We start from the raw sequence: 21,437 nt of genomic DNA on the forward strand, positions 1-21,437 counted from the left end.
ATAACGGCATTCAGCAATTTTTGATTAAATTAAACTAATCATTATCAGATTTTTGGGGTGAATATTAAAAACATCTCAAAATGAAAAAAACATTACTCTCATTATTTTGCTTAGCTAGTGCTAGCCTTTTTGCTCAAAATGTATACATACCCGATACAAATTTAAAAATTGCTTTAATTACTAATACGGCAATAAATACCAATGGAGACTACGAAATTAGCTATCCCGAAGCAATGGCCTATACGGGTATAATTTCTGCTCCTAATTTAAATATTCAAGATCTAACTGGTTTAGATGCTTTTACAAATATTACAGAAGTATACTTGCCTAATAACGATATTCATTTTGCCCATTTTACTGCTAATACAGCTTTAACTAAAATTAATATAGGCATAAACCCGTTAACAACCTTAGATGTAACAGGACTCACCAATCTTACCACATTAGTAGCAGATTTTACTAATAGTCTTGCCTCGATAGATTTAAGTACCAATGTAAATTTAGAGGTCTTAAACTTAAATAACAATCAATTAACCTCTTTAGATGTTTCTAACAATCCTAATTTGGTTAATTTCTCGGCTGGACTTAATCAATTAACAACGATAGATTTAAGTACCAATGTAAATTTAGAGTACTTAACCTTGTCCCAAAATAACTTGAGTAGTTTAGATTTAAGCAATCAAACAAATTTAATTTGGTTTGCTGTTAATTCTAATAATTTAACTGCTTCTAGCTTAACCTTACCTAACACATCAACTGTTACTACTGCTGATTTGCGTGATAATCCATTAGGAAGTATAGATGTAAGTAATTTTACTAATTTAGAAAAACTAATAGTTAACAATACCAATCTTAACACGATAGATCTTTCTAGCAATACCGTTTTAGAAGAATTAGAGGCAAATACTAATAATTTTACTTCTATAGATCTTTCTTCATTAGCTCAGCTTACAAGTTTAAAATTAGAAGAAAATGATCTTACCAGTATAGACTTATCTAACAACCCGGGACTTTTACAATTGTATTTAGGAGATAACGATTTAACTTCTTTAGATGTTACAACTAATTTAAATTTAAATCACTTATATCTACAAGATAATCTTTTCTCTAGTATAGATGTTTCGATGTTGCCATCTTTTCACACTTTGTATGTTTCAGATAACGCTAACTTACAAATTATAAATATGGCTAACGGCAATAATGCTTCAATTAATGAATTTAATGCAACTAATTGTCCTAATCTTTCTTGTGTGCAATTAGATAACGGTTTTACACCTCCTGCGGCAAGCCCTGGTATATTTTGGATGATAGATTCAGATAAAGACCCAAACACCATTTATGGATATACTACTTGTACTTTAGGAATTGAGCAAAATATTTTAGATGCCATTTCTATTTACCCAAATCCCTCGGCAGGTATCCTTAATCTAAATGGAATAGAAGAAGTTGACGAAATAAACGTTTTTTCTATGGCCGGTAAAAAGGTGCATACCACTAAAGAGTTAAAGATGAATTTAAATCATCTGTCAACTGGTGTCTACTTTATTCAGGTAAGAGCAAATCAGCAAAATAAAACTTTTAAATTCATTAAAAACTAATCCAATCTATTTGCAGTGCATCCAGCTTAATCAGCTGGGTGCATGCTTTTTAAATTCATTTAAGCTATGAGACTTATATTACAATGCTTGATCTGCTTATTTTTATTAGGTAGCAGTGCAACTGTTCAGGCTCAGTTTTTTAAAAAAATAAAAGAAAAAGCTTCAGAAAGTTTAAACCTACCAACAAAAGCCAATAAAGAAAAAGAGCAGCAAGCTGCAAAGGCTATTGCTTTTCCTGAAGCTGGAGAACTTAATAAAGATACCGATTTGCATCAGGTAGCCTCAAAAGCATTAGAGAACTATTATGCCAGTAAAAGTATGCAATTGGTAGCCTTTAATATTATTTCAGACAACTGGAAGGTGGTTACCCATAAAACTACAGGAGCGGTATTATATCAATGGGCCGTTGGTGCCTTAATACAGAAAAATTCTGATGGTAAGTGTATGCTGTTTCAATATATCTTAAAACAAGATTTTAACGGCAGTGGTTTTAACAAGGCTTATTTTGCTGGAATAAGCAGAACTGCTCCAGTTCCTTACGGTTCCTATATCGCTTGTGAAAATGCGCCTAATTAATATCAACTAAAAATCTAAAACAATGTTTAAACAAAAATTAACTTATCTGTTCGCCATTTTATTTTTGGCAGTTAGCCTTCCGGCGGAAGCGCAACTGGGTAAAATGTTAAAAAATAAAGTAAAAAAAGCAGCACAAGAAGCTGTATCTAACGATGCTTCAAGTGGTGACGCGAATACAGCTAAACCTGGACCATCGGGTAGAAAAAGTAGAATGCCAGGCAGCGTACCACGTGGACCCCAAGCCAGTAGTGAAAAAGCTACCTTAAGTTTACAATTTAAAGATATAATAGGCTACAGTTCTGGTCGAAGCAATCATATAATAAAAGCCGCTAATTATCGTCAAGGAGAAGCAGAACAAGGTCACGCTGTTGTAATTTACCCAGACTTTGATTTAGACTTTGCGTGGTTGGAATTCATTTCTCCCCCAGTCTTAGATGCTTTTGCGCTAGATGGCGTGAGGGTATATGAGATGACAAGCGGAACTTATGCTATTAAGCACCCAGTAGATCCTAACCACCAACTAAACTTAGGTACCGGCGGATTAATATTAACCCGTATGCTAAAACTAGACGAAGATGTATTTGTTTTATACGCTGGTGCATCTAAGGGAGGTCACAGCTATAATGTACCTTCATACGTAAAACCAGACGATTTAGTCATCACCAATATCATTGCACCTCCCGAAAAACTAAATTTATTTAGCAAAGAAAAAGCTAAGGAAATGGCCTTAGCGATTGAAGCAAAATTTAAAGCCAATTATGAAGAAGCTGCGGCGGCTGATTTAGCTGGTATTAAAATTCCTAAAGCTGGTAAGTTAGATACCAACACCAGTTTAAAGAATTTCGCTAAAGCGGAAATAAATAAAGTAATCAACAAGGATGGTGCAAAATTAAGGTACCACAGAATTGAATCTAATGACTGGAGCATTGTTCATCATAAAATAACAGGGAGACCATTGTACCGTTGGATAAAAGGAGCTTTTACAGAAACTACACGACAAGGAGATTGTAAACTTCAAGGCTTTATTTTAAAGCAGCAATATAACGGTAGTGGTTATAGCAATACCATCTTTGGTGGGGTTATACACGGACAAATGCCTTATGGTCAAAAAATAGATTGTAAAAATGCACAACCATAATCAAGAATAAAAAAATGAAAAAAACATTAAGAAGTCTGGCTATAATCGCTTTTGCAACATTGGCAAGCTGCTCATCTGATGATGATACAAACACAAATGTAGATCAAAGTCAATACGTAAAATTTAATGATGCGATTTTTAAACAAGCGTTGATCGACAACTCGGCTATCAACACTAATAACGATGAAGAAATAAGTTATCAAGAAGCAGAATTAGCTACTGAAATATTGAGTCTTGAAAATCTAGGGATTGAAGATCTAACGGGTATAGAGGCTTTCATAAATATAAAAACCTTATCAGCATTTAATAATCAATTAACTCAAGTAGATTTATCTAAAAATTCTAAGTTAAAGCAAATTTTACTTGAAAATAATAAATTAGTTGCTTTAGATATTAGTATGCTACCCGAGGTTGAAGATTTAAAAGTACACACTAATAACTTGAACAGCTTGAATGTGGCCAATGGCAATAATTTCTTTTTTAGCCGAATGCAGGCACAAGGCAATGCTAATTTAAATTGTATTCAAATAGATCAAGATTTTAATCCGGGATCAAATTGGATAAGCGATATGCAAACTAATTATTCTTATTCAGATTGCAATGAACCAAGATAAGTAAGAATTTATTACTCTTAAATACAAAAAAAAGGCGGGTTAACAAACCCGCTTCTTTTTTTATTGGTACACCTGTTGAATGAGTTTTAAAAACGACTCTTTATTAGATTTTGAGATAGGAACAGATTTGCCATTTTCCATAATCAACTGGTCTCCATCTTTGCGTGAAAATTCTTTTACATATTGCAAATTCACTAAAAAAGAGCGATGGCATTTAAAAAATAAAGAATCTTGCTCCAATTGTTCCACAAAATTTTTAAGCGGTTTTGAAATACATTTTTTGGTGCTATCTCTTAAGAAAACATTCGTATACATCCCATCTGCCTCAAAATAAAGTATGTCTTTATGCTCTACAAATAGGATACCTTTCGCTACCTCTAAAGCAATTTTATTTATGGCTACCTTTTTTAACGCCTTCGCCAAATCTTCTAATTTTGCTTCTAAATGCGCACCTTTATTAGCAGTACTGGCCTTTGAAACCGCTATTTCTAACTCATCTAAGTCTATAGGTTTAAGCAAATAATCGATGGCATTTTTTTTAAAAGCTTCTACAGCATATTGATTATAAGCTGTGGTAAATACAATTTGAAACGCATAGGGTGGAGGCAGCATATCAAAAAGCTCTAATCCGGAGTGCTGCGGCATTTCAATATCTAAAAAAAGTAAATCAATGGGTTCCTGTTTTAAAATTTCTAGTCCATCTAGTAAATTTTTGGCAGTTTGTATGTCAAAAGTATGAGCATCTAAGCCCAAAAGCATTTTTTCTAATAAGGTTCTGGCTCTAGGCTCATCGTCTATGATTAATACGCGCATATTAATTATTTATAGGAAATAGGATTTCTACCCGAGTTCCCTTTGGGACCGCAGAGCTTCCTAAATCGGTTATTTTTACTGTAATGGGGTAGGGGTTTATTTGGTTATATAAGGCAACTCTTCTCTGGTTAGCTTTTAAAGCAAAAGAAGTATGCGATTTGGTTTTATTAACATACATTTTGCTGGCAGCAGCACGACCAATTCCGTTATCTTCAATGGTGCAAGAAATAAATGATTGTTTGAATTTCTTGATAACAATTTTTAATTTTTTTGGTCCCGAAACGTGTAATAATCCGTGTTTAAAAGCATTTTCTACATAAGGTTGAATAAATATTGAGGGTACTTGAATGGTTTGTAAATTTAGACTATAGTCAATTTCTATCTGTACGTCAATTTCATCCTCAAACCTTAGTTTTTCTAAAGCAATATAAAGTTTTAAGGCTTCTATTTCTTCAGTTAAACTGATTTTATCCTGCTGGGCGTGCTCTAAGTATAAACGAATTAACCTAGAGAATTTTACCAAATAATTGCTGGCTAATTTTTTTTCGTTAGATACGATAAATTCTTGAATGGCATTAAGCGCATTAAAGATAAAGTGCGGATTCATTTGCGAGCGCAAATTCTCTAGGCTTAAGGCATTAATTTTGTTTTGTATTTTTAAAGATTTTATTTCCTTGTGTGCCTTTTTAGCTTTTTTATTCAATTGCCAACGATGTAATCCGTAAAGGAAAAATCCTAAAACCAAAATGCAAAACGCATAAAACCAGTTTTGCTCATAAAAATGTGGTTTTATGAGCAAATTTAGGCATAATTCCTCTTGACTCACCCGGCCAAACTGATCTTTAGATTTTATACTTAATTGGTAGCTACCTGTGGGTAAGTTGCTAAAATTTAAATTATTAGATCCCGATGATGTTTCCTGCCAAACAGCTTTTTCTTGGTTGATGTTGTACAGGTAATTGGTTTCTTGAGTGAGTTGTAAGCCTGGTGTATACAATTGAATTTCGAGTAATTGAGCTTCAGGCTCTAATTCAATTTCGTGGGTTATAGCTTGATTTTTTCCATCTATTTTGAGGCTTTTAATGCGGGGAGACTCCAAGGAGGCATAATGGCTTTTTACATTGGTGGGTAGGTAAATAAGCTTTTGGTTGCCTTTAAAATAAAGATGATTGTCGAGGTAAAATAAATTGTTTAAACTATGGCCGTGAAAATCATTAAAAAAGGTTTTTTCATAAAGAATTTCTTTGTTTTGGTAACATTGTAAACCTTCTAGACCTAAAATCCAGATGCGGTCTTCACTGTCTACCGCAAAATCTAAAATTCCATTCTTAAAAAATAATTGTTCTTGGCTTATAAAAGCTTCAAGTTGGTTCTGATTTACTTTTAGTATTTCTTGATTAGTAGCCATTAATATATTGTTATTATATTTATTAAAGGCTGATGTAAAGATTGTATTATTTTTGTAACTAAGATATTCACTGTTAAAATTGTGGTCATAAACTCGTGTACCATCTATATAACTTATGTAAAGCCGCTTATTAATACTATCAAAAATTGCTGTTTTGGCCCGTTTGTCATTTAAAATAAGTCTTTGGTCAGGTTGAGTAAGATCTTTATAGAAGTAGGAGGCTTTAAAACTCAGGTTTACCAATCCGTTAAAAGCTTTTAATAAGCCTTTAGAACTTTTAATTTGATTTTTAAGGTTTTTTCTTTGAGCAGACTTAAGCTGGTATACGAAACCATCGGTATCTTTCAAACTCACAACGAGCTTATCGCTAAGATCATCATAGAAAATAGCTTCAACTTTATGCGTGTTTTTAATGTTGAGCCGATTAAAACCATTTTGTATGTTGCCAAAGAAAATTTTCCCAAAATTAGTACCCACAAAAAGATTTTCGCCTTTAGCTTTAGCCAATGCACTTATGTATTCTCTATTTTTTAATTTTAAATCATATTGATAATAATGATTCTTCGGAATAATAAATACGCCATTTTTAAGAGTGGTCACCCAAATATTACCTTGAAAGTCAAGTAGGGTTTTGCTTAATGAAAAATCTCTAAATAGATGCTGCTTAAGCTTAAATCCTTTCTTTGATGACTGAGCAATAAATAAACCGCGATTAGTGCTTAAGTAAATATCATTATTGATACTATTAATATGACGAATTTCTAAATTTTCAAGTCCTTCTATGCTTATTTTATTGATAAAAGCTTGCTGGCTTTCGTCATAGCTCAAGTAGCTGAGTTTACGATTTTGTACATAAAATAAATACAATTTATCTTTGATAAAAAATAAGCCTAAATTTTTGATGTTGCTTTGATCGTTTGAAATAGGTAGGTGAGGAATAACCTTAAGTTGGTTGTTTTTAATTGCTTTAAGCTGATGGGTATTGGTTAGGTAATAAATTGTTTTGGTGTTAGGGTTTTGCGCCGAAGTTAAAATAAAGTCTAGATTGATTTGTTCAAGCGTTTGGGTAGGTAAATGTAAACTGCTGAGCCCCGCTTGACTCACGGCATAAACATTTTGCTGATGTTCATATAATTGGGCTAGTTTTCCTTTTAACTTGTCACTTAAATCGGCAACGACCATTAAACTGTCGTATTGCGTGCGTAACAATTGTCCGTAAAGGTTTATGGCATAAACGCTTTTGTTAGATTGAATTAAACTAAAAACGGTCTTGCCCTTTTGTTGACTAGAATTAATATAGTCGAGATTCTTACCTGTTAATTTATAAAGTCCTTTATTAGCCGATAGCCAAATGTTCTTTTCATCATCTTCAATAATGTCATAAAAAGTTTGATCGGGTAATGTGTTAAGGGTTTGCAGCGAAAAATAGCTTGGTTCTTGAGCCTGAACCAAAATTATTGAAAAGAAGAAAGTTATTAATACAATTGTTTTTTTCACGGCATTATTTAAGTGATAAATATAACCGAATCGGATGAATTTGAAACCAAAATCTTTTAACTTATTACATATAAGGGATGAATGCTTTATTTAAGTTGCTAAATCATAAAAACCTAGATTATACAATAAAGATTTAGTAGACAGTATTTTTAATTCGAGATATTTGATAATTAATACAATTTGGGGGATTAAACAGTTAAGTTATTCAAGTTGCATTGGCAATCACGGCTAAATGAATTGATATGCTTTGCCATCTCCATAAACTTTTAATACGAAACTATGAAATTTACCGATTGGCTTTCTGGGAAGTGGGTAGCGCACAGAACAGAATCCGGCGTTGTTTTTTAAGGAGACTTTACCTGTGAAAACTCCGTTGCCTTCTTCGTTAACTTTGATGTGACTATAAGATACTCCCCCCATAACGGTATCATTAACTGTTCTCCAATTATTTAATTTTGAGACTGCTGTAAACGTATAAATTGTTTCGAAATGAGTTGAATTATTCATTTTTTCAAAATACAACAAAAACCATTTTTAGTAAAATGCTTTAGAAGTGTTTTATTATTTCCTTTAATGAAATCAGAATTAATTTGCTATTGAAAATAGCGTATACAAAAATGACTTATTGGCAAGTAAGCTAGCAGCTAGAATAAAAAAAGAGCATTGGTGATCAATGCTCTTTTTTATAAGGGTGTAGCCTTTGTTATATATCGTCAAAACTTACATCTGTAAATTGCTTTGGGGCTACATTATTCTCTATCTCGTTCTCATATTCTTTCTTAAAATCTTTTTGGTGACGCTCACTAATCACCTCTTCACCTTTTTCATCAATTATGTATTGAGTCATTTCTTTTAAGATTTCTTCAAAACCAGCAAAATCTTCTTTGTACAAATAAATCTTGTGCTTTTTGTAATGAAAAGACCCATCTTCATTGGTGAATTTCTTGCTTTCGGTGATGGTCAAGTAGTAGTCATTGGCTTTAGTTGCTCTAACATCAAAAAAGTAAGTTCTTCTTCCTGCTCTTAGTACTTTTGAAAAAATTTCTTCTTTCGGCATCGCTCCGTTATCACTCATAGTCAAATTTAATTTGGTTATACGTTATAGTTGCTGTCAAAAATCTTAAAAAAATTAACAACCGGCAAATAAAAGTTACTTTTCTTTTTCGGCCAATTGTTTGTTGTAAAGGTCTAAATAAGGACCATTTTGGTTCATTAAATCTTGATGTACCCCTTCTTGAACAATTTTACCATCTTCTAGCACAATTATTTTGTCGGCATTTTTAGCAGTCGATACGCGATGACTAACCATTATCATAGTTTTATTTTTGGCAACGCGGTAGAGATTATTTAGTATTATTTCTTCTGTTTCAGTATCTACCGCCGAAAGACAATCGTCAAAGAGTAAGATTTTAGGTGATTTAATTATGGCACGTGCAATAGAAACCCTTTGTTTTTGACCACCAGATAGAGTAATTCCTCTTTCACCCAAAACAGTTTCATAGCCTTTGCTAAAACCAATAATATTTTTGTGTACATAAGCGTTTTTAGCCGCTTCAATAATTTCTTCTCTCGTTGCATCCACTTTTCCAAACTGAATATTATTGGCAATGCTATCGCTAAATAAAAAAGCATCTTGAGGCACGTAGCCAATGGCTTCGCGTAGGTTGTTTAAATTTAGTTTTTTAATAGGAACTTTATCTATGGTTATAGTTCCTTCTGTGGCATCATATACCCGAGCAATTAATTCTAATAAGGTAGATTTACCCGAGCCAGTTTTACCTATTATAGCTAAGGTTTCTCCACTATTAATTTTAAATGAGATATTTTTTAATGCTTCAATATTGGTTTCTTCATAAGTGAAATTAACGTTCTTAAACTCAATATTGCCATCTATGGGAGTTTTACCTTCATTATAATTCTTTATGGATGGCTCTTGTTGTAAGAATTCATTAATTCGTTTTTGGGAAGCCTCTGCTTGTTGAACCATATTGGCCACAAAACCTACTGTTGCTACTGGCCAGGTGAGCATATTAACATACATTAAAAACTCAACGATAACCCCAAAATTTTCAATTTCCCCACTAATTACTTGGTTTCCACCGATATAAATTACTATAAGATTACTAAAACCAATCAATAAAACCATCAACGGAAAAAAGAAAGCTTGAACCCGAACTAGGTCAAGGTTTTTATTTTTACTAGAATCGGATAAAGAAACAAAGTCTTCATTGACTTGATTTTCTAACCCATAACTTTTAATCACACTAATTCCGCTAAAACTTTCTTGGGTAAAGGTATTAAGTTTAGAAAGGTACAACTGCACAATGCTACTGCGTTTGTTGATTGTTCGGCTTATTTTATAAATGGCGATTGATAAAAAAGGCAATGGGACCAGGGTATAAAGAGTAAGTAGAGGAGCGGTTTTGATCATATAGGTAATAACCACCACAAATAAGGTAATAGTGGTAATGCTGTACATCAAAGCTGGGCCTACATACATACGAACTTTAGAAACATCTTCACTTATGCGGTTCATTAAATCTCCTGTTCTATTTTTTTTATAGAAATTGATCGATAAGTTTTGGTATTGTGTGTACACTTCGTTTTTTAAATCGAACTCAATTCGTCGAGAGACCACTATAAAGGTTTGCCGCATTAAAAAAGTGAAAAGCGCAGAGAGCAAGGTAGCTCCTAGAATTATTAAGATATTGTGTAAAAGTTCTTTTTTGACCAATGCTAAATCGGTTACCTCGCCGTTCACATATTGTTCAACTACGTGAGTAGAATCTCCTATAAATTGTGGAACGTAAACCGCGAATATACGGGCAGCTACCGTTATCACAAGTCCTAGTAATAGACTCCATTTATACTTGACAAAATATTTATTCAGGTATCGTAACTCTTTCATTCCGTTTTGTAAAGTGAATTTTAAAAGATTTTTATTTTTAGATTAAAAACCTAATTAATCTATAAACAATATGTATTTTTGCGCTACAAAATTAAGACATTAATAATTTAAATTTTATACTATGAATGCTGAAATATTGAATGCCGATGAAATTAAAAAGGTAGCGCCAGTTTTTGGTCAGCTTTCTTTTGATGAACATGAGCAGGTGGTTTTTTGCTATGACAAAGATACAGGTTTAAAAGCGATTATAGGAATACATAACACAGTTTTAGGACCTGCTTTAGGAGGTACTAGAATGTGGAATTATAGCAGTGAGTGGGAAGCATTAAATGATGTGTTGCGTCTTTCTCGAGGAATGACCTTTAAAAGCTCTATTTCTGGATTGGATTTAGGAGGAGGAAAAGCGGTTATCATCGGTGATGCTAAAACGCAAAAGTCTCCTGAGTTGATGCGTCGTTTTGGTAAATTTGTTGATTCTTTAAGTGGTAAATACATCACGGCAGAAGATGTAGGTATGCAAACAGAGGATATGGATACCGTTCGCGAAGTAACTAAATATGTAACCGGTATTTCTGAGCATTTGGGAGGATCAGGTAACCCTTCACCAGTTACAGGATACGGTGTTTATATGGGTATGAAGGCTGCTGCTAAATATAAATTTGGAACAGACAACCTAGAAGGTAAAAAAGTACTTGTTCAAGGAATAGGAAATGTGGGTGAAACCGTGGTGAAACATATTCGTGAAGAAGGAGGAGAAGTATTTATCTCAGACATCAATCAGGAGCGTTTAGAAGCAGTACAACAAAAATATGGAGCCAAAATTTATACTGGTTCAGATTTGTACACTGCAGATGTTGATATTTATGCACCTTGTGCTTTAGGAGCCACAGTGAATGATGAAACGATAGGTAAATTAAAAGCACAGGTAATAGCCGGGGCAGCAAATAACCAATTAGAAAATGAGGCAAAGCACGGGAAACTACTTCAGGAAAAAGGAATAGTTTACGCACCCGATTTCTTGATTAATGCTGGAGGTGTGATTAATGTTTACGCCGAGTTAAAAGGTTATAACCGTCAAGAAACAATGGCCAAAACCGAAAACATCTATAACACAACTTTAGAAATTCTTAATAAGGCCGAAGAAAGCAAGATGACAACCCATCAAGCGGCCTTAAAAATTGCGCAAGAGCGCATTGAAAAAAAGAGGCAAGAAAAGTAAATCAAATACCTAATTACAATAAATAAGTTTTATTTTTGCAGGGCGAATTTTATTCGCCCTTTTTTAATCTTATAAATTAAGTTCTTTATTTATCTATGTTAACAAGAAGACATATTCGTGTAAAAGTAATGCAATCCTTCTATGCATTTACCCAATCTAAAAATCAAAATTTAGGTGCAGAAAAAAAGTTTATCTATAAGAGTATGGAAGATATGTACGATCTATTCTTACTTAATTTAGATTTGCTTCTTCAAATAAGAAACAAGGCCCAAGATTTTATAGAAAAATCACAAAAGAAATATTTACCCACCGCTAAGGACATCAATCCTAGCTTAAATTTTGTTAACAATAAATTCCTCAAGCAATTGGAACAAAGTGGACAGTTAGATGAGCTTTTAGAAGACCATAAATTGAATAATTGGCATCAAGATGACGAATATGTTGCCATACTGTGGGATTTAATCAAAGAAGATGAACGCTTTATAGCATACTTAGATCAAGAAGCCACAACCTATAAAGAAGATAAAAAAATTGTCACCTATCTTTTTAAAGAAATAATTGCACCCAATGATAAGCTTTATGAATATTTAGAAGATAAGAAATTAACTTGGTTAGACGATTTACCTTTGGTAAATACTGCGGTACTTAAGTTGATAAACAAGACCAAGGAAACGCAAGAACAAGTAAGAATCCCTGCTTTATTTAAAAATGAAGAAGATGAAGAATTTGCTATAGATTTGCTAGAAAAATGCTTATTGAATCAAGAATATTATAGTAATCTAATTCAAGATAAAACCCCCAATTGGGATAAAGACCGTATAGCAGATATTGATAGCATTTTATTAAAAATGGCTTTATGTGAGTTTTTGAAGTTTCCATCTATTCCTGTAAAAGTGAGCATCAACGAATATTTAGAGATTGCTAAGGAATATAGCACCCCTAAAAGCAGTATATTTATCAATGGTATTTTAGATAAACTATCTAAAGAATTAAAAGAAAAAGGAGAATTAAATAAAGTAGGTAGAGGCTTGATGTAGTTGAAACTTTTTTCTTAATTTTAGCTCCGTAAAAATTATATTTCAACAATTAAAAATTTAAACACAATGAAAAAAGGATTATTGATTCTTGCCGCTGTAGCGGGAATTACTTTTACTTCTTGTAAAGAGAATGCCGCAGACAAAGTTAAAGAAGAAAACCAAAAAGAAGTTGCCGAGCGTGATGCAAAAGCTACTGGAACACCAGTAATGCAATTCGAATCAGATTCACACGATTTTGGTACCATTAACGAAGGAGATATAGTAGAACATACATTTAAGTTTACGAATACTGGAGATGCTCCTTTGGTAATTTCAAATGCAAAGGCTAGCTGTGGATGTACTGTACCTCAATGGACAAAAACCCCTGTAGCTCCGGGTGAAGCTGGTGAAATAAAAGTTAAATTTAATTCATCGGGTAGACCAAATAATCAATCTAAATCTATCCGCATAAGCGCTAACACGGCAAGCGGTCAAGAAACATTGAGAATTAGAACTTTTGTAACTCCTAAAAATGGAGGAGCAGCTCAACAGACTGCAGGAAATGCAGCAGCTGGTCACGAAGGACATAATCACTAATATTTTATAATGGATCAAATATCTAGTTTTTTACCTTTTATTGCGATTATCATCGTTTTTTATTTCTTCATGATAAGACCACAACAAAAGAGGCAAAAAGAAGAAAGGAACTTTGGTGAAAGCCTTAAAAAGGGTGACAAAGTTGTAACCAGCGGTGGTATTCACGGCAAGGTAGTAGATTTTAGCGATAAGCTAAATGCAGTAATTATTGAAACCGGTGCTGGAAAAATAACCGTTAATAAAGCTTCTATCTCAATGGAACTAAGTAAATTAGTTCAAAGCCCTGAGAAAGAAACTAAAAAGTAACTACTGCTTTCTATAGTAAAAAAAATCTCAAATTTAAATTTGGGATTTTTTTTATGACTTTCGGTATTTATCGTACAGCCCCTTTAAGGCTAGAATCATTGGAGTTATTTTTTCTAATCTCGAAATTTTAGTAGAAGCTCGTTTAGCCTCGGAAATGTACTGGCAATATTCCCGTTTTTTTCCAATGCTTAGTTTTTCAAAAGCTGTTTTTAGTGAGGTATTGCTATCAAAAGCAGCTTGAAGTTCTGGAGGAATCGTAATAGTTGTTTTTAGACTGGTCTTGCTTTTTACTCCAGTTTGTTCAATAGCTATAACTTCCAGGATATAGGCTTTTATTTCCTTTTAAGGAATCTGATCTCCTGCTTTAAAGCGAATCTGACGCAGATTTTTTGTTTTACCTTCTTGAGGGTTGATGAGTAAAGACTGGTTTTTCTGCAATAGACTGCCTTTAAAAAACCATAGCGCACAATGGCTTTTAAAAGCACCTAACCCGATTACATTTTTATTGTTTAATGTATAAAAACGGGAGAACCCCATTTAATCGTTTCTTCAAGGGGAGTCTTTAATAAAAGCATTCGTAATTGTTGAAGTTGTTTACTCCAATTTTTATGTTTGGTAATATAATCTTCAATTGGCCCCATTTCAGGTAAAATAAATACATACTTCAAATTTGATATAAAAAAACAACCAAATTTAATATTATAAATTTGGTTGTTTTTGTGTTGAATGAATTGACCGGTTTTATTTTTTGTACTGCTGGGCGGTCAACTCTGCAATTTTGAGAATTACTTGTGTAGCTTTAATCATACTTTCAACGGGTACATATTCATAACGACCATGAAAATTATGTCCGCCTGCAAAAATATTAGGGCAAGGTAATCCCATATATGATAGTTGAGAGCCATCTGTACCTCCTCTAATAGGTTTTATAAGCGGTTCAATGTCTAATTCATTCATCGCTTGTTCGGCAATATCAACAATATGCATAACGGGTTCTACTTTTTCACGCATATTAAAGTATTGGTCTTTTATCTCAATACTTACTGCTTCCCGGCCGTGCTGCTCGTTTATTTCTTTGGTTAGATCTAACATAACCTTTTTTCTAGCTTCGAAGTGCTCTTTATCATGATCGCGTATAATGTAATTTAAACGTGTTTCATCTACTTCACCCTCAATTTTGGTTAAGTGAAAAAAGCCTTGGCGTCCTTCTGTGTGTTCAGGAGTTTCTAATCTTGGTAAGGAATTGATGAAATCTTGAGCAATATACATGCTGTTAATCATTTTTCCTTTGGCATAACCAGGGTGTACAATTTTACCAGTAATTTTAACCTGTGCGCCAGCAGCGTTAAAGTTTTCATATTCAAGTTCACCTACCTGGCTGCCATCCATCGTATAGGCCCACTCCGCACCAAATTTTTTAACATCAAATTTATGTGCACCGCGACCTATTTCTTCATCTGGAGTAAAACCAATTTTGATATCTCCGTGCTTTATTTCTGGATGTTCTACTAAATATTTTACTGCAGTCATAATTTCGGTAACTCCCGCTTTGTCGTCTGCACCTAGTAATGTAGTACCGTCTGTGGTAATCAAAGTTTGACCTTTGTACATCAATAAATCTTCAAAATAATCGGGCGACAAAACAATGTTTTGTTCCTTGTTTAGTAAAATATCTTTTCCATCATAATTTTCTATTATCTGGGGTTTGACATCTTTACCAGTAAAATCTGGTGAGGTATCAAAATGTGATATAAAGCCAATACTCGGCACGGGATGTTCCACATTACTGGGTACTGTTGCCATAATGTAGGCGTGCTCATCTATACTAACATCTTTAAGGCCCATATCTTTTAACTCTTGAACTAGTTTATTAGCTATATCCCATTGTTTTTGGGTGCTTGGGGTGGTTTCAGAATTTGGGTCACTCTCGGTATCTATGGTAACATAGCTTACAAATCTTTCTATTAGTTCTTCTCTATTAATCATAAAGCATAAATTTTGGTAAAAGTACATAATCAACTAGCCGAAAGCAATTTTAGCTCCTTAAGTTTCATAAAAAAACATTGGTTTTTTATTGCATTTAGTCTTGCCGTTTTTCAATTTAAATTATTTTTGCATAAACCTATCATTACCATGTATACCTCTTTAATACGGCCTTTGCTTTTTAAATTTGATCCAGAAAAAGTTCATCATTTTACTTTTAAAACACTAAAGTTTGCTTTTAAAATTCCAGGAGTGGAGCCCCTTATTAGAAAGCGCTTTGCTGTAAATGATATAAGTTTAGAGCGAGAGGTATTTGGTTTAAAATTTAAAAATCCTGTAGGATTAGCTGCGGGTTTTGATAAAGATGCTCAGCTTTTTAATGAATTAGGATCATTAGGTTTTGGTTTTGTTGAAATTGGTACTTTAACCCCGAAACCCCAGGAAGGTAACCCTAAGAAAAGACTTTTTAGGCTTAAAGAAGATGATGCTATTATCAATAGAATGGGATTTAATAATCAAGGCTTAGCATCCGCCGTAGAGCGATTAAAAAAGAATAAAAAGCAAGTTATCATAGGAGGTAATATTGGTAAAAATAAAATTACCCCAAACGATCAAGCTCTTTTAGATTATCAAAAAGGTTTTGAGCAACTTTTTGATTTTGTAGATTATTTCGTAGTGAATGTAAGTTCGCCCAACACACCAGACTTAAGAGCATTGCAAGATAAAGAGCCATTAAAGAAAATACTTTTTGCTTTACAAGAACAAAACAAGCAAAAACCAAAACCTAAACCCATATTGCTGAAAATAGCGCCAGATCTGAGCGACGAGCAGTTACTGGATATTATTGAAATTGTACAAGAAACCAATATAGGCGGAGTAATTGCTACTAATACTACAATTTCTAGAGAAGGGTTGCAATCTGAAAATAGAAAAGAACAAGGTGGTCTTAGCGGAAAGCCCTTAAAATCGAGATCGACTGAAGTTATACGCTTTCTTTCTCAAAATAGTAAGCAGTCTTTCCCAATAATTGGGGTAGGAGGTATTCATTCTGCCAATGATGCTTTGGAAAAATTAGAAGCCGGAGCCAGTTTGGTTCAACTTTATACCGGTTTTATTTATGAGGGGCCGCGTTTGATTAAAGAAATAAACCAAAAACTAAGCGCTAAAATAAATGATTGAAACCCTGCTGTCATTTTGCGCAATAGTTTTTTTACTTGCACTTTCACCAGGTCCCGATAATATTTTTGTACTCACGCAAAGTTTGGTTTATGGCCGCAAATATGGTATTGCTACAGTTTTAGGGTTAATGACAGGATGTTTAGTGCATACTAGTCTGGTAGCTTTTGGATTGGCCGGGCTACTAAAGAAGTATCCAGAAGCTTTGTTTATGGTAAAAGTTTTTGGTGCAGCCTATCTGCTTTATCTAGCCTATAAAATTTATCAGCATAGTGCACCTATCAAGCTAAAGAAAGAAGAAGTAACTTTTAAATCAACAACGGCACTTTTTAAGCAAGGTTTTATAATGAACATATTAAATCCCAAGGTGGCTTTGTTTTTCTTAGCTTTACTCCCCCAGTTTTTGTTTAATGAAAAGTGGAGTTTTATAGTGCAAATTTATACACTGGGTTTGCTTTTTATTGTTGTTTCTTTTTTTGTCTTTTCATCTTTTGCATTACTTGCTGCAGCAATTTCTAAACGATTTAATGAAAATAACAAATCCTTTAAATACCTAAACTATCTTCAAATTGTAGTTTTTGTAGGAATAGCCCTATTTTTATTTGTTTGATTTTTCTTTACGGATTTGTAGCATAGGCTGTTTATTTTAAACAGAACATGTATCTTTGAGCTTATGAAAGAAATTAAGCTTATTGAGTGTCCTAGAGATGCCATGCAAGGCATAAAATCGTTTATCCCTACAAGCCAAAAAATCGATTATTTACAGGCGTTACTTCGCTGTGGTTTTGATACCTTAGATTTTGGAAGTTTTGTTTCCCCCAAAGCTATACCACAAATGCGAGACACGGCAGAGGTACTTGCCGGACTTGATTTGGATAACACAAAAACAAAACTATTGGCTATTGTTGCCAATTTACGCGGAGCCCAGGATGCCGTTCAACATCCCGAAATTGATTTTTTAGGCTACCCGTTTTCTATTTCCGAGAATTTTCAAATGCGTAATACGCACAAAACCATTGGAGAATCGGTTAAGCTTTTACAAGAAATAATAAACTTGGCAGATCAACATAATAAAAAAGTAGTAGCTTATCTTTCTATGGGTTTTGGAAACCCATATGGCGACCCGTGGAATGTTGAAATTGTAGCAGAATGGACAGAAAAGCTTGCCCAGATGGGTGTAGAGATTTTATCATTATCTGATACAGTTGGCACTTCTAATTCAGAAACTATTTCTTATCTTTTTTCTAATTTAATTCCGGCTTATCCTAATATTGAATTTGGAGCACACCTGCATACCACCCCAGACGCCTGGCATAACAAAGTAGATGCCGCATTTAAAGCGGGGTGTAAGCGCTTTGATGGCGCTATACAAGGTTTTGGAGGCTGCCCAATGGCTAAAGACAAGTTAACAGGAAATATGCCTACAGAAAAAATGTTAAGCTATTTTAACCAACAAAAGACCGAGTTTAATGTTAAGATGACGAGTTTTGAATCGGCGTATAATATGGCTACTCAAATATTCAAAACCTATCATTAAAGCTAAGTTTCTGGTTAATAAAACTACAGTGTACGGCTTACTCTATTTTTTTTTACGCTTTTTATATCTGCAAAAGGTATAAGTCAGATTCAAGATTTCAGTAGTTTTTATTTAAACGAGGCAAAAAAAATCTACAAAAACGATGTATTTGAATGAGCTTCTTTAATCCGGAAAGCAGAAGCATTTTTAGAACGGTTCCCTAACGATAGTTTAAGGGGACTTACCTACAAAATTAGAGGTTCTTTAAGTTATATTCGAGGCGACTATGATGAGTCGTTGAAATATAACCAAAAGCCATAGAAAATTTAACGCTTCATTCACAATTGAGCGATTCGCTTTATAACAAAGAACAAGCACAAATTGTTGGTTTGTTAGAGCTAGATTTAAAGGAAAAAGAGAACCAATTACTACAAGAAAAAAATAAGGCTTCTCAAAATCAAATTAAATGGAGAAATAGCTTGCTTATCGGCGGTGGCCTATTCTTATTGTTGATTTTGTTTTTTATGTTTAAATACAGAAAAATTGGTAAACAAATAGCGAGGCTTATCACTGAATTGAATCGAAAAAATAGGCATTTAAAAGAAATAGATGAGAATAAAAATGTACTATTCTCTATCGTTTCACATGATTTACGTTCACCTATCGCTGCTATGACGCAATTAATGGATGATACCGTACTAAGCAGCTTGAGCTATGATGAAAAAGAAGAGGCATTTAAAGAAATACGCTTACAGCTTACTCAAACTTCTCGAAATGTTAAACAATTTACTGGTTTGGGCGAATAGTCAGATTAATGGCCAGATAAAAAGCACATTTGAGTCATTAGATATTCAGGAGGAGATGACGGATGTTTTAAGTATTTATAAAATTCCTGCAAAATATAAAGAGGTTCAAATAATTCATAATTGTATAGAACAAAAGCCAATTGTAAAAATGCAAGTGGCTCAACTTCACGTAATCTTGCATAATATTTTAACCAACGCGCTTAAGCATACGCATGAAAAAGGCCGTGTTATTATTGATTATGATACTAGCGACAAAGACAAGATCACCCTATCGATATTGAATGAAGGTGAGGTAATGCATCAAGATTTAATTGCTACTATACAAAACATAAATCACTTAGAGCCAGTTAATGTTAAACCTAGCGCCAATAGTTTTGGTTTGGGGTTAAAATTGGTTAAAAAATACGTGCTAGAAAATAACGGAAGTTTAGAAATAATACCCAATAGCTTTACTGGAACAGAAATAAAAATTAACTTTTAGTTTAGAAATAAATTAAATTTTTAAAGTTCGTATGAAGCATAGTGTATTTACTATTCTTAAAGACTATTCTATAATTTTCTTTAATTAAATACCGTAAAAAAAGCCTATTTCTTATTCATTAATATTGTACTTAAATAATAATAAATCAATAGGGCTAGTGTAAAATTAATTTCAGTTTATTCAGGTTGCTGATATTTATTCAGAAAAAAAAAGACATGATTCATTATAAGTAAGCATAATAACGTATTTTTGCATGCAATTAAACTCTAATTGCGATGACTGCACACAACAACAAAATAGTAGGCGAAGGATTAACTTATGATGATGTATTGTTGATTCCTGCTTACTCAGAAGTTCTTCCGCGCGAAGTAAGTACTCAATCAAATTTTTCAAGAAATATTAAGGTAAATGTACCTATCGCTTCTGCTGCGATGGATACTGTAACCGAGTCACAAATGGCAATAGCCATGGCTCGGGAGGGTGGTATTGGTGTATTACATAAAAATATGACCATTGAACAGCAGGCATTAAAAGTAAGAAAGGTTAAACGGGCAGAAAGCGGAATGATTATAGATCCGGTAACTTTACCACTCTGGGCTACCGTTCGCGATGCAAAAAATCAAATGCGCGAACATAGTATTGGTGGTATTCCTATAGTAAACGAGTCTATCGAACTTATAGGTATAGTTACTAATCGCGATTTAAGATTCGAGAAAAATCTTGATCGCCCCATAAAAGAGGTTATGACTAGTGAAAATCTAGTAACAGTTGCAGAGGGTACTTCGCTAGAGGATGCCGAAGAAATATTACAGCAAAATAAAATAGAAAAATTACCTGTAGTAAATCAGCAAAATAAACTCGCAGGTTTAATCACCTTTAGAGATATTACAAAATTAACCCAAAAACCTATTGCCAATAAAGATAAATACGGTAGGCTACGCGTTGCAGCAGCCATAGGGGTTACACAGGATGCGGTAGACCGTGCCGAGGCTTTGGTAAACGCCGGTGTAGATGCAGTAATTATTGACACGGCTCACGGACATACAAAAGGTGTGGTTGAGGTTTTAAAACAAGTAAAGTCTAATTTCCCAAATTTAGACGTGGTAGTAGGAAACATCGCCACCGCTAGTGCAGCTAAATATTTGGTCAATGCGGGTGCAGATGGAATTAAAGTGGGTATAGGACCAGGATCTATTTGTACAACCCGCGTTGTCGCAGGAGTTGGTTTTCCACAATTTTCGGCTGTTCTAGAAGTAGCAGCGGCCATAAAAGGGTCGGGCATACCGGTTATTGCCGATGGCGGAATTCGTTATACCGGAGATATTCCTAAGGCTATTGCGGCCGGGGCAGACTGCGTTATGTTGGGTTCTCTATTAGCAGGAACTAAAGAATCACCAGGAGAAACAATTATTTATGAAGGTAGAAAATACAAATCTTATCGCGGCATGGGTTCTGTTGAGGCTATGCAAAAAGGATCTAAAGACAGGTATTTTCAAGATGTCGAAGATGATATTAAAAAATTAGTACCAGAGGGCATTGTAGGTAGAGTACCTTATAAAGGTGAATTGGTTGAAAGTATGAACCAATTTATTGGAGGTTTGCGCGCAGGAATGGGGTATTGTGGAGCAAAAAATATCAATACCTTAAAAGAAGATGGAAAATTTGTAAAAATTACTTCTGCCGGTGTTTTTGAAAGTCATCCGCATGACGTCACCATAACAAAAGAAGCGCCTAACTACTCTCGCTAACCAGTAATTAGTAATTCCACTTATAGAATAACCCTAG

General features: G+C 33.8%; 22 protein-coding genes. 14 read left to right on the forward strand and 8 right to left on the reverse strand.

What is annotated here, in order from left to right:
• Positions 1-80 precede the first annotated feature (80 nt).
• The 4 genes from FT993_RS01995 to FT993_RS02010 all read left to right on the forward strand — a co-directional run bounded on the left by FT993_RS01995 (position 81) and on the right by FT993_RS02010 (position 3,926).
• Positions 81-1,598 (forward strand): T9SS type A sorting domain-containing protein, encoded by a 1,518-nt coding sequence (locus FT993_RS01995; protein WP_147860869.1) that lies wholly within the window; start codon positions 81-83, stop codon positions 1,596-1,598.
• Between the two features lie 66 nt (positions 1,599-1,664).
• Positions 1,665-2,174: a hypothetical protein gene (locus FT993_RS02000; RefSeq protein WP_147860870.1), complete on the forward strand. Its 510-nt coding sequence runs from the start codon at positions 1,665-1,667 to the stop codon at positions 2,172-2,174.
• 22 nt (positions 2,175-2,196) lie between these two features.
• The gene (locus FT993_RS02005) at positions 2,197-3,312 is read left to right on the forward strand and encodes a hypothetical protein (protein WP_147860871.1); all 1,116 of its coding nucleotides are present in this window, start codon (positions 2,197-2,199) and stop codon (positions 3,310-3,312) included.
• Positions 3,313-3,326: 14 nt separating this feature from the next.
• The gene (locus FT993_RS02010) at positions 3,327-3,926 is read left to right on the forward strand and encodes a hypothetical protein (RefSeq protein WP_147860872.1); all 600 of its coding nucleotides are present in this window, start codon (positions 3,327-3,329) and stop codon (positions 3,924-3,926) included.
• A gap of 60 nt (positions 3,927-3,986) precedes the next feature.
• Here the strand turns inward: FT993_RS02010 and FT993_RS02015 are convergent, their stop codons facing one another.
• The 5 genes from FT993_RS02015 to FT993_RS02035 all read right to left on the reverse strand — a co-directional run bounded on the left by FT993_RS02015 (position 3,987) and on the right by FT993_RS02035 (position 10,552).
• Positions 3,987-4,739, reverse strand: coding sequence for a LytTR family DNA-binding domain-containing protein (locus FT993_RS02015; protein WP_147860873.1), 753 nt, complete (start codon positions 4,737-4,739; stop codon positions 3,987-3,989).
• A gap of 1 nt (position 4,740) precedes the next feature.
• Positions 4,741-7,644, reverse strand: a complete 2,904-nt coding sequence (locus FT993_RS02020; protein ID WP_147860874.1) for a histidine kinase — start codon at positions 7,642-7,644, stop codon at positions 4,741-4,743.
• A 228-nt stretch (positions 7,645-7,872) separates the two neighbouring features.
• Positions 7,873-8,151, reverse strand: a complete 279-nt coding sequence (locus FT993_RS02025; RefSeq protein ID WP_147860875.1) for a CIA30 family protein — start codon at positions 8,149-8,151, stop codon at positions 7,873-7,875.
• 196 nt (positions 8,152-8,347) lie between these two features.
• Entirely contained in the window at positions 8,348-8,719 is a 372-nt protein-coding gene (locus tag FT993_RS02030; protein ID WP_147860876.1) for a PUR family DNA/RNA-binding protein, read from the reverse strand.
• Positions 8,720-8,794: 75 nt separating this feature from the next.
• Positions 8,795-10,552 carry an ABC transporter ATP-binding protein gene (locus FT993_RS02035; protein WP_147860877.1) on the reverse strand — a complete coding sequence of 586 codons (1,758 nt, stop codon included), beginning with the start codon at positions 10,550-10,552 and terminating at the stop codon, positions 8,795-8,797.
• Positions 10,553-10,673: 121 nt separating this feature from the next.
• Here FT993_RS02035 and FT993_RS02040 point away from each other — a divergent pair, with 121 nt between their 5' ends.
• The 4 genes from FT993_RS02040 (at position 10,674) to yajC (ending at position 13,690) form a co-directional block, all read left to right on the forward strand.
• Complete coding sequence (locus FT993_RS02040; RefSeq protein WP_147860878.1) at positions 10,674-11,771, forward strand: Glu/Leu/Phe/Val dehydrogenase; 1,098 nt, start codon at positions 10,674-10,676, stop codon at positions 11,769-11,771.
• 95 nt (positions 11,772-11,866) lie between these two features.
• Positions 11,867-12,808, forward strand: coding sequence for a transcription antitermination factor NusB (nusB, locus tag FT993_RS02045; protein ID WP_147860879.1), 942 nt, complete (start codon positions 11,867-11,869; stop codon positions 12,806-12,808).
• 66 nt (positions 12,809-12,874) lie between these two features.
• The gene (locus FT993_RS02050) at positions 12,875-13,384 is read left to right on the forward strand and encodes a DUF1573 domain-containing protein (protein ID WP_147860880.1); all 510 of its coding nucleotides are present in this window, start codon (positions 12,875-12,877) and stop codon (positions 13,382-13,384) included.
• 9 nt (positions 13,385-13,393) lie between these two features.
• Positions 13,394-13,690, forward strand: coding sequence for a preprotein translocase subunit YajC (gene yajC / locus FT993_RS02055; RefSeq protein ID WP_147860881.1), 297 nt, complete (start codon positions 13,394-13,396; stop codon positions 13,688-13,690).
• 51 nt (positions 13,691-13,741) lie between these two features.
• Here the strand turns inward: yajC and FT993_RS12390 are convergent, their stop codons facing one another.
• The 3 genes from FT993_RS12390 to pepT all read right to left on the reverse strand — a co-directional run bounded on the left by FT993_RS12390 (position 13,742) and on the right by pepT (position 15,676).
• The gene (locus FT993_RS12390) at positions 13,742-14,026 is read right to left on the reverse strand and encodes a YdeI/OmpD-associated family protein (protein ID WP_222708295.1); all 285 of its coding nucleotides are present in this window, start codon (positions 14,024-14,026) and stop codon (positions 13,742-13,744) included.
• Positions 14,027-14,032: 6 nt separating this feature from the next.
• Complete coding sequence (locus FT993_RS12395; RefSeq protein WP_255504403.1) at positions 14,033-14,227, reverse strand: DUF1801 domain-containing protein; 195 nt, start codon at positions 14,225-14,227, stop codon at positions 14,033-14,035.
• Positions 14,228-14,431: 204 nt separating this feature from the next.
• Positions 14,432-15,676: a peptidase T gene (gene pepT, locus FT993_RS02065; RefSeq protein WP_147860882.1), complete on the reverse strand. Its 1,245-nt coding sequence runs from the start codon at positions 15,674-15,676 to the stop codon at positions 14,432-14,434.
• 147 nt (positions 15,677-15,823) lie between these two features.
• Between pepT and FT993_RS02070 the strand changes: the two genes are divergently transcribed.
• The 6 genes from FT993_RS02070 to guaB all read left to right on the forward strand — a co-directional run bounded on the left by FT993_RS02070 (position 15,824) and on the right by guaB (position 21,400).
• Complete coding sequence (locus tag FT993_RS02070; protein ID WP_147861057.1) at positions 15,824-16,852, forward strand: quinone-dependent dihydroorotate dehydrogenase; 1,029 nt, start codon at positions 15,824-15,826, stop codon at positions 16,850-16,852.
• Positions 16,845-17,459: a LysE family translocator gene (locus FT993_RS02075; RefSeq protein ID WP_147860883.1), complete on the forward strand. Its 615-nt coding sequence runs from the start codon at positions 16,845-16,847 to the stop codon at positions 17,457-17,459. Before FT993_RS02070 ends, FT993_RS02075 begins: the two co-directional genes overlap by 8 nt.
• 63 nt (positions 17,460-17,522) lie before the next feature.
• A complete protein-coding gene (locus FT993_RS02080; RefSeq protein WP_147860884.1) occupies positions 17,523-18,386 on the forward strand; it encodes a hydroxymethylglutaryl-CoA lyase in 864 nt (287 codons plus the stop codon).
• A 323-nt stretch (positions 18,387-18,709) separates the two neighbouring features.
• A complete protein-coding gene (locus tag FT993_RS02085) occupies positions 18,710-19,171 on the forward strand; it encodes a hypothetical protein (RefSeq protein ID WP_147860885.1) in 462 nt (153 codons plus the stop codon).
• The gene (locus tag FT993_RS02090; protein WP_187240735.1) at positions 19,140-19,652 is read left to right on the forward strand and encodes a HAMP domain-containing sensor histidine kinase; all 513 of its coding nucleotides are present in this window, start codon (positions 19,140-19,142) and stop codon (positions 19,650-19,652) included. Before FT993_RS02085 ends, FT993_RS02090 begins: the two co-directional genes overlap by 32 nt.
• A 275-nt stretch (positions 19,653-19,927) precedes the next feature.
• A complete protein-coding gene (guaB, locus tag FT993_RS02095; protein WP_147860887.1) occupies positions 19,928-21,400 on the forward strand; it encodes an IMP dehydrogenase in 1,473 nt (490 codons plus the stop codon).
• The last annotated feature ends 37 nt before the right edge of the window (positions 21,401-21,437 follow it).

It is taken from the genome of Mesonia sp. HuA40, from assembly GCF_008017835.1.
Lineage (GTDB): Bacteria > Bacteroidota > Bacteroidia > Flavobacteriales > Flavobacteriaceae > Mesonia.

Coding starts and splice junctions, on each gene's coding strand:
- FT993_RS01995 (WP_147860869.1), top strand. CDS start 81: ATGAAAAAAACATTACTCTCATTATTTTGCTTAGCTAGTGCTAGCCTT.
- FT993_RS02000 (WP_147860870.1), top strand. CDS start 1,665: ATGAGACTTATATTACAATGCTTGATCTGCTTATTTTTATTAGGTAGC.
- FT993_RS02005 (WP_147860871.1), top strand. CDS start 2,197: ATGTTTAAACAAAAATTAACTTATCTGTTCGCCATTTTATTTTTGGCA.
- FT993_RS02010 (WP_147860872.1), top strand. CDS start 3,327: ATGAAAAAAACATTAAGAAGTCTGGCTATAATCGCTTTTGCAACATTG.
- FT993_RS02015 (WP_147860873.1), bottom strand. CDS start 4,739: ATGCGCGTATTAATCATAGACGATGAGCCTAGAGCCAGAACCTTATTA.
- FT993_RS02025 (WP_147860875.1), bottom strand. CDS start 8,151: ATGAATAATTCAACTCATTTCGAAACAATTTATACGTTTACAGCAGTC.
- FT993_RS02030 (WP_147860876.1), bottom strand. CDS start 8,719: ATGAGTGATAACGGAGCGATGCCGAAAGAAGAAATTTTTTCAAAAGTA.
- FT993_RS02035 (WP_147860877.1), bottom strand. CDS start 10,552: ATGAAAGAGTTACGATACCTGAATAAATATTTTGTCAAGTATAAATGG.
- FT993_RS02040 (WP_147860878.1), top strand. CDS start 10,674: ATGAATGCTGAAATATTGAATGCCGATGAAATTAAAAAGGTAGCGCCA.
- nusB (WP_147860879.1), top strand. CDS start 11,867: ATGTTAACAAGAAGACATATTCGTGTAAAAGTAATGCAATCCTTCTAT.
- FT993_RS02050 (WP_147860880.1), top strand. CDS start 12,875: ATGAAAAAAGGATTATTGATTCTTGCCGCTGTAGCGGGAATTACTTTT.
- yajC (WP_147860881.1), top strand. CDS start 13,394: ATGGATCAAATATCTAGTTTTTTACCTTTTATTGCGATTATCATCGTT.
- FT993_RS12395 (WP_255504403.1), bottom strand. CDS start 14,227: ATGGGGTTCTCCCGTTTTTATACATTAAACAATAAAAATGTAATCGGG.
- pepT (WP_147860882.1), bottom strand. CDS start 15,676: ATGATTAATAGAGAAGAACTAATAGAAAGATTTGTAAGCTATGTTACC.
- FT993_RS02070 (WP_147861057.1), top strand. CDS start 15,824: ATGTATACCTCTTTAATACGGCCTTTGCTTTTTAAATTTGATCCAGAA.
- FT993_RS02075 (WP_147860883.1), top strand. CDS start 16,845: ATGATTGAAACCCTGCTGTCATTTTGCGCAATAGTTTTTTTACTTGCA.
- FT993_RS02080 (WP_147860884.1), top strand. CDS start 17,523: ATGAAAGAAATTAAGCTTATTGAGTGTCCTAGAGATGCCATGCAAGGC.
- FT993_RS02090 (WP_187240735.1), top strand. CDS start 19,140: ATGTTAAACAATTTACTGGTTTGGGCGAATAGTCAGATTAATGGCCAG.
- guaB (WP_147860887.1), top strand. CDS start 19,928: ATGACTGCACACAACAACAAAATAGTAGGCGAAGGATTAACTTATGAT.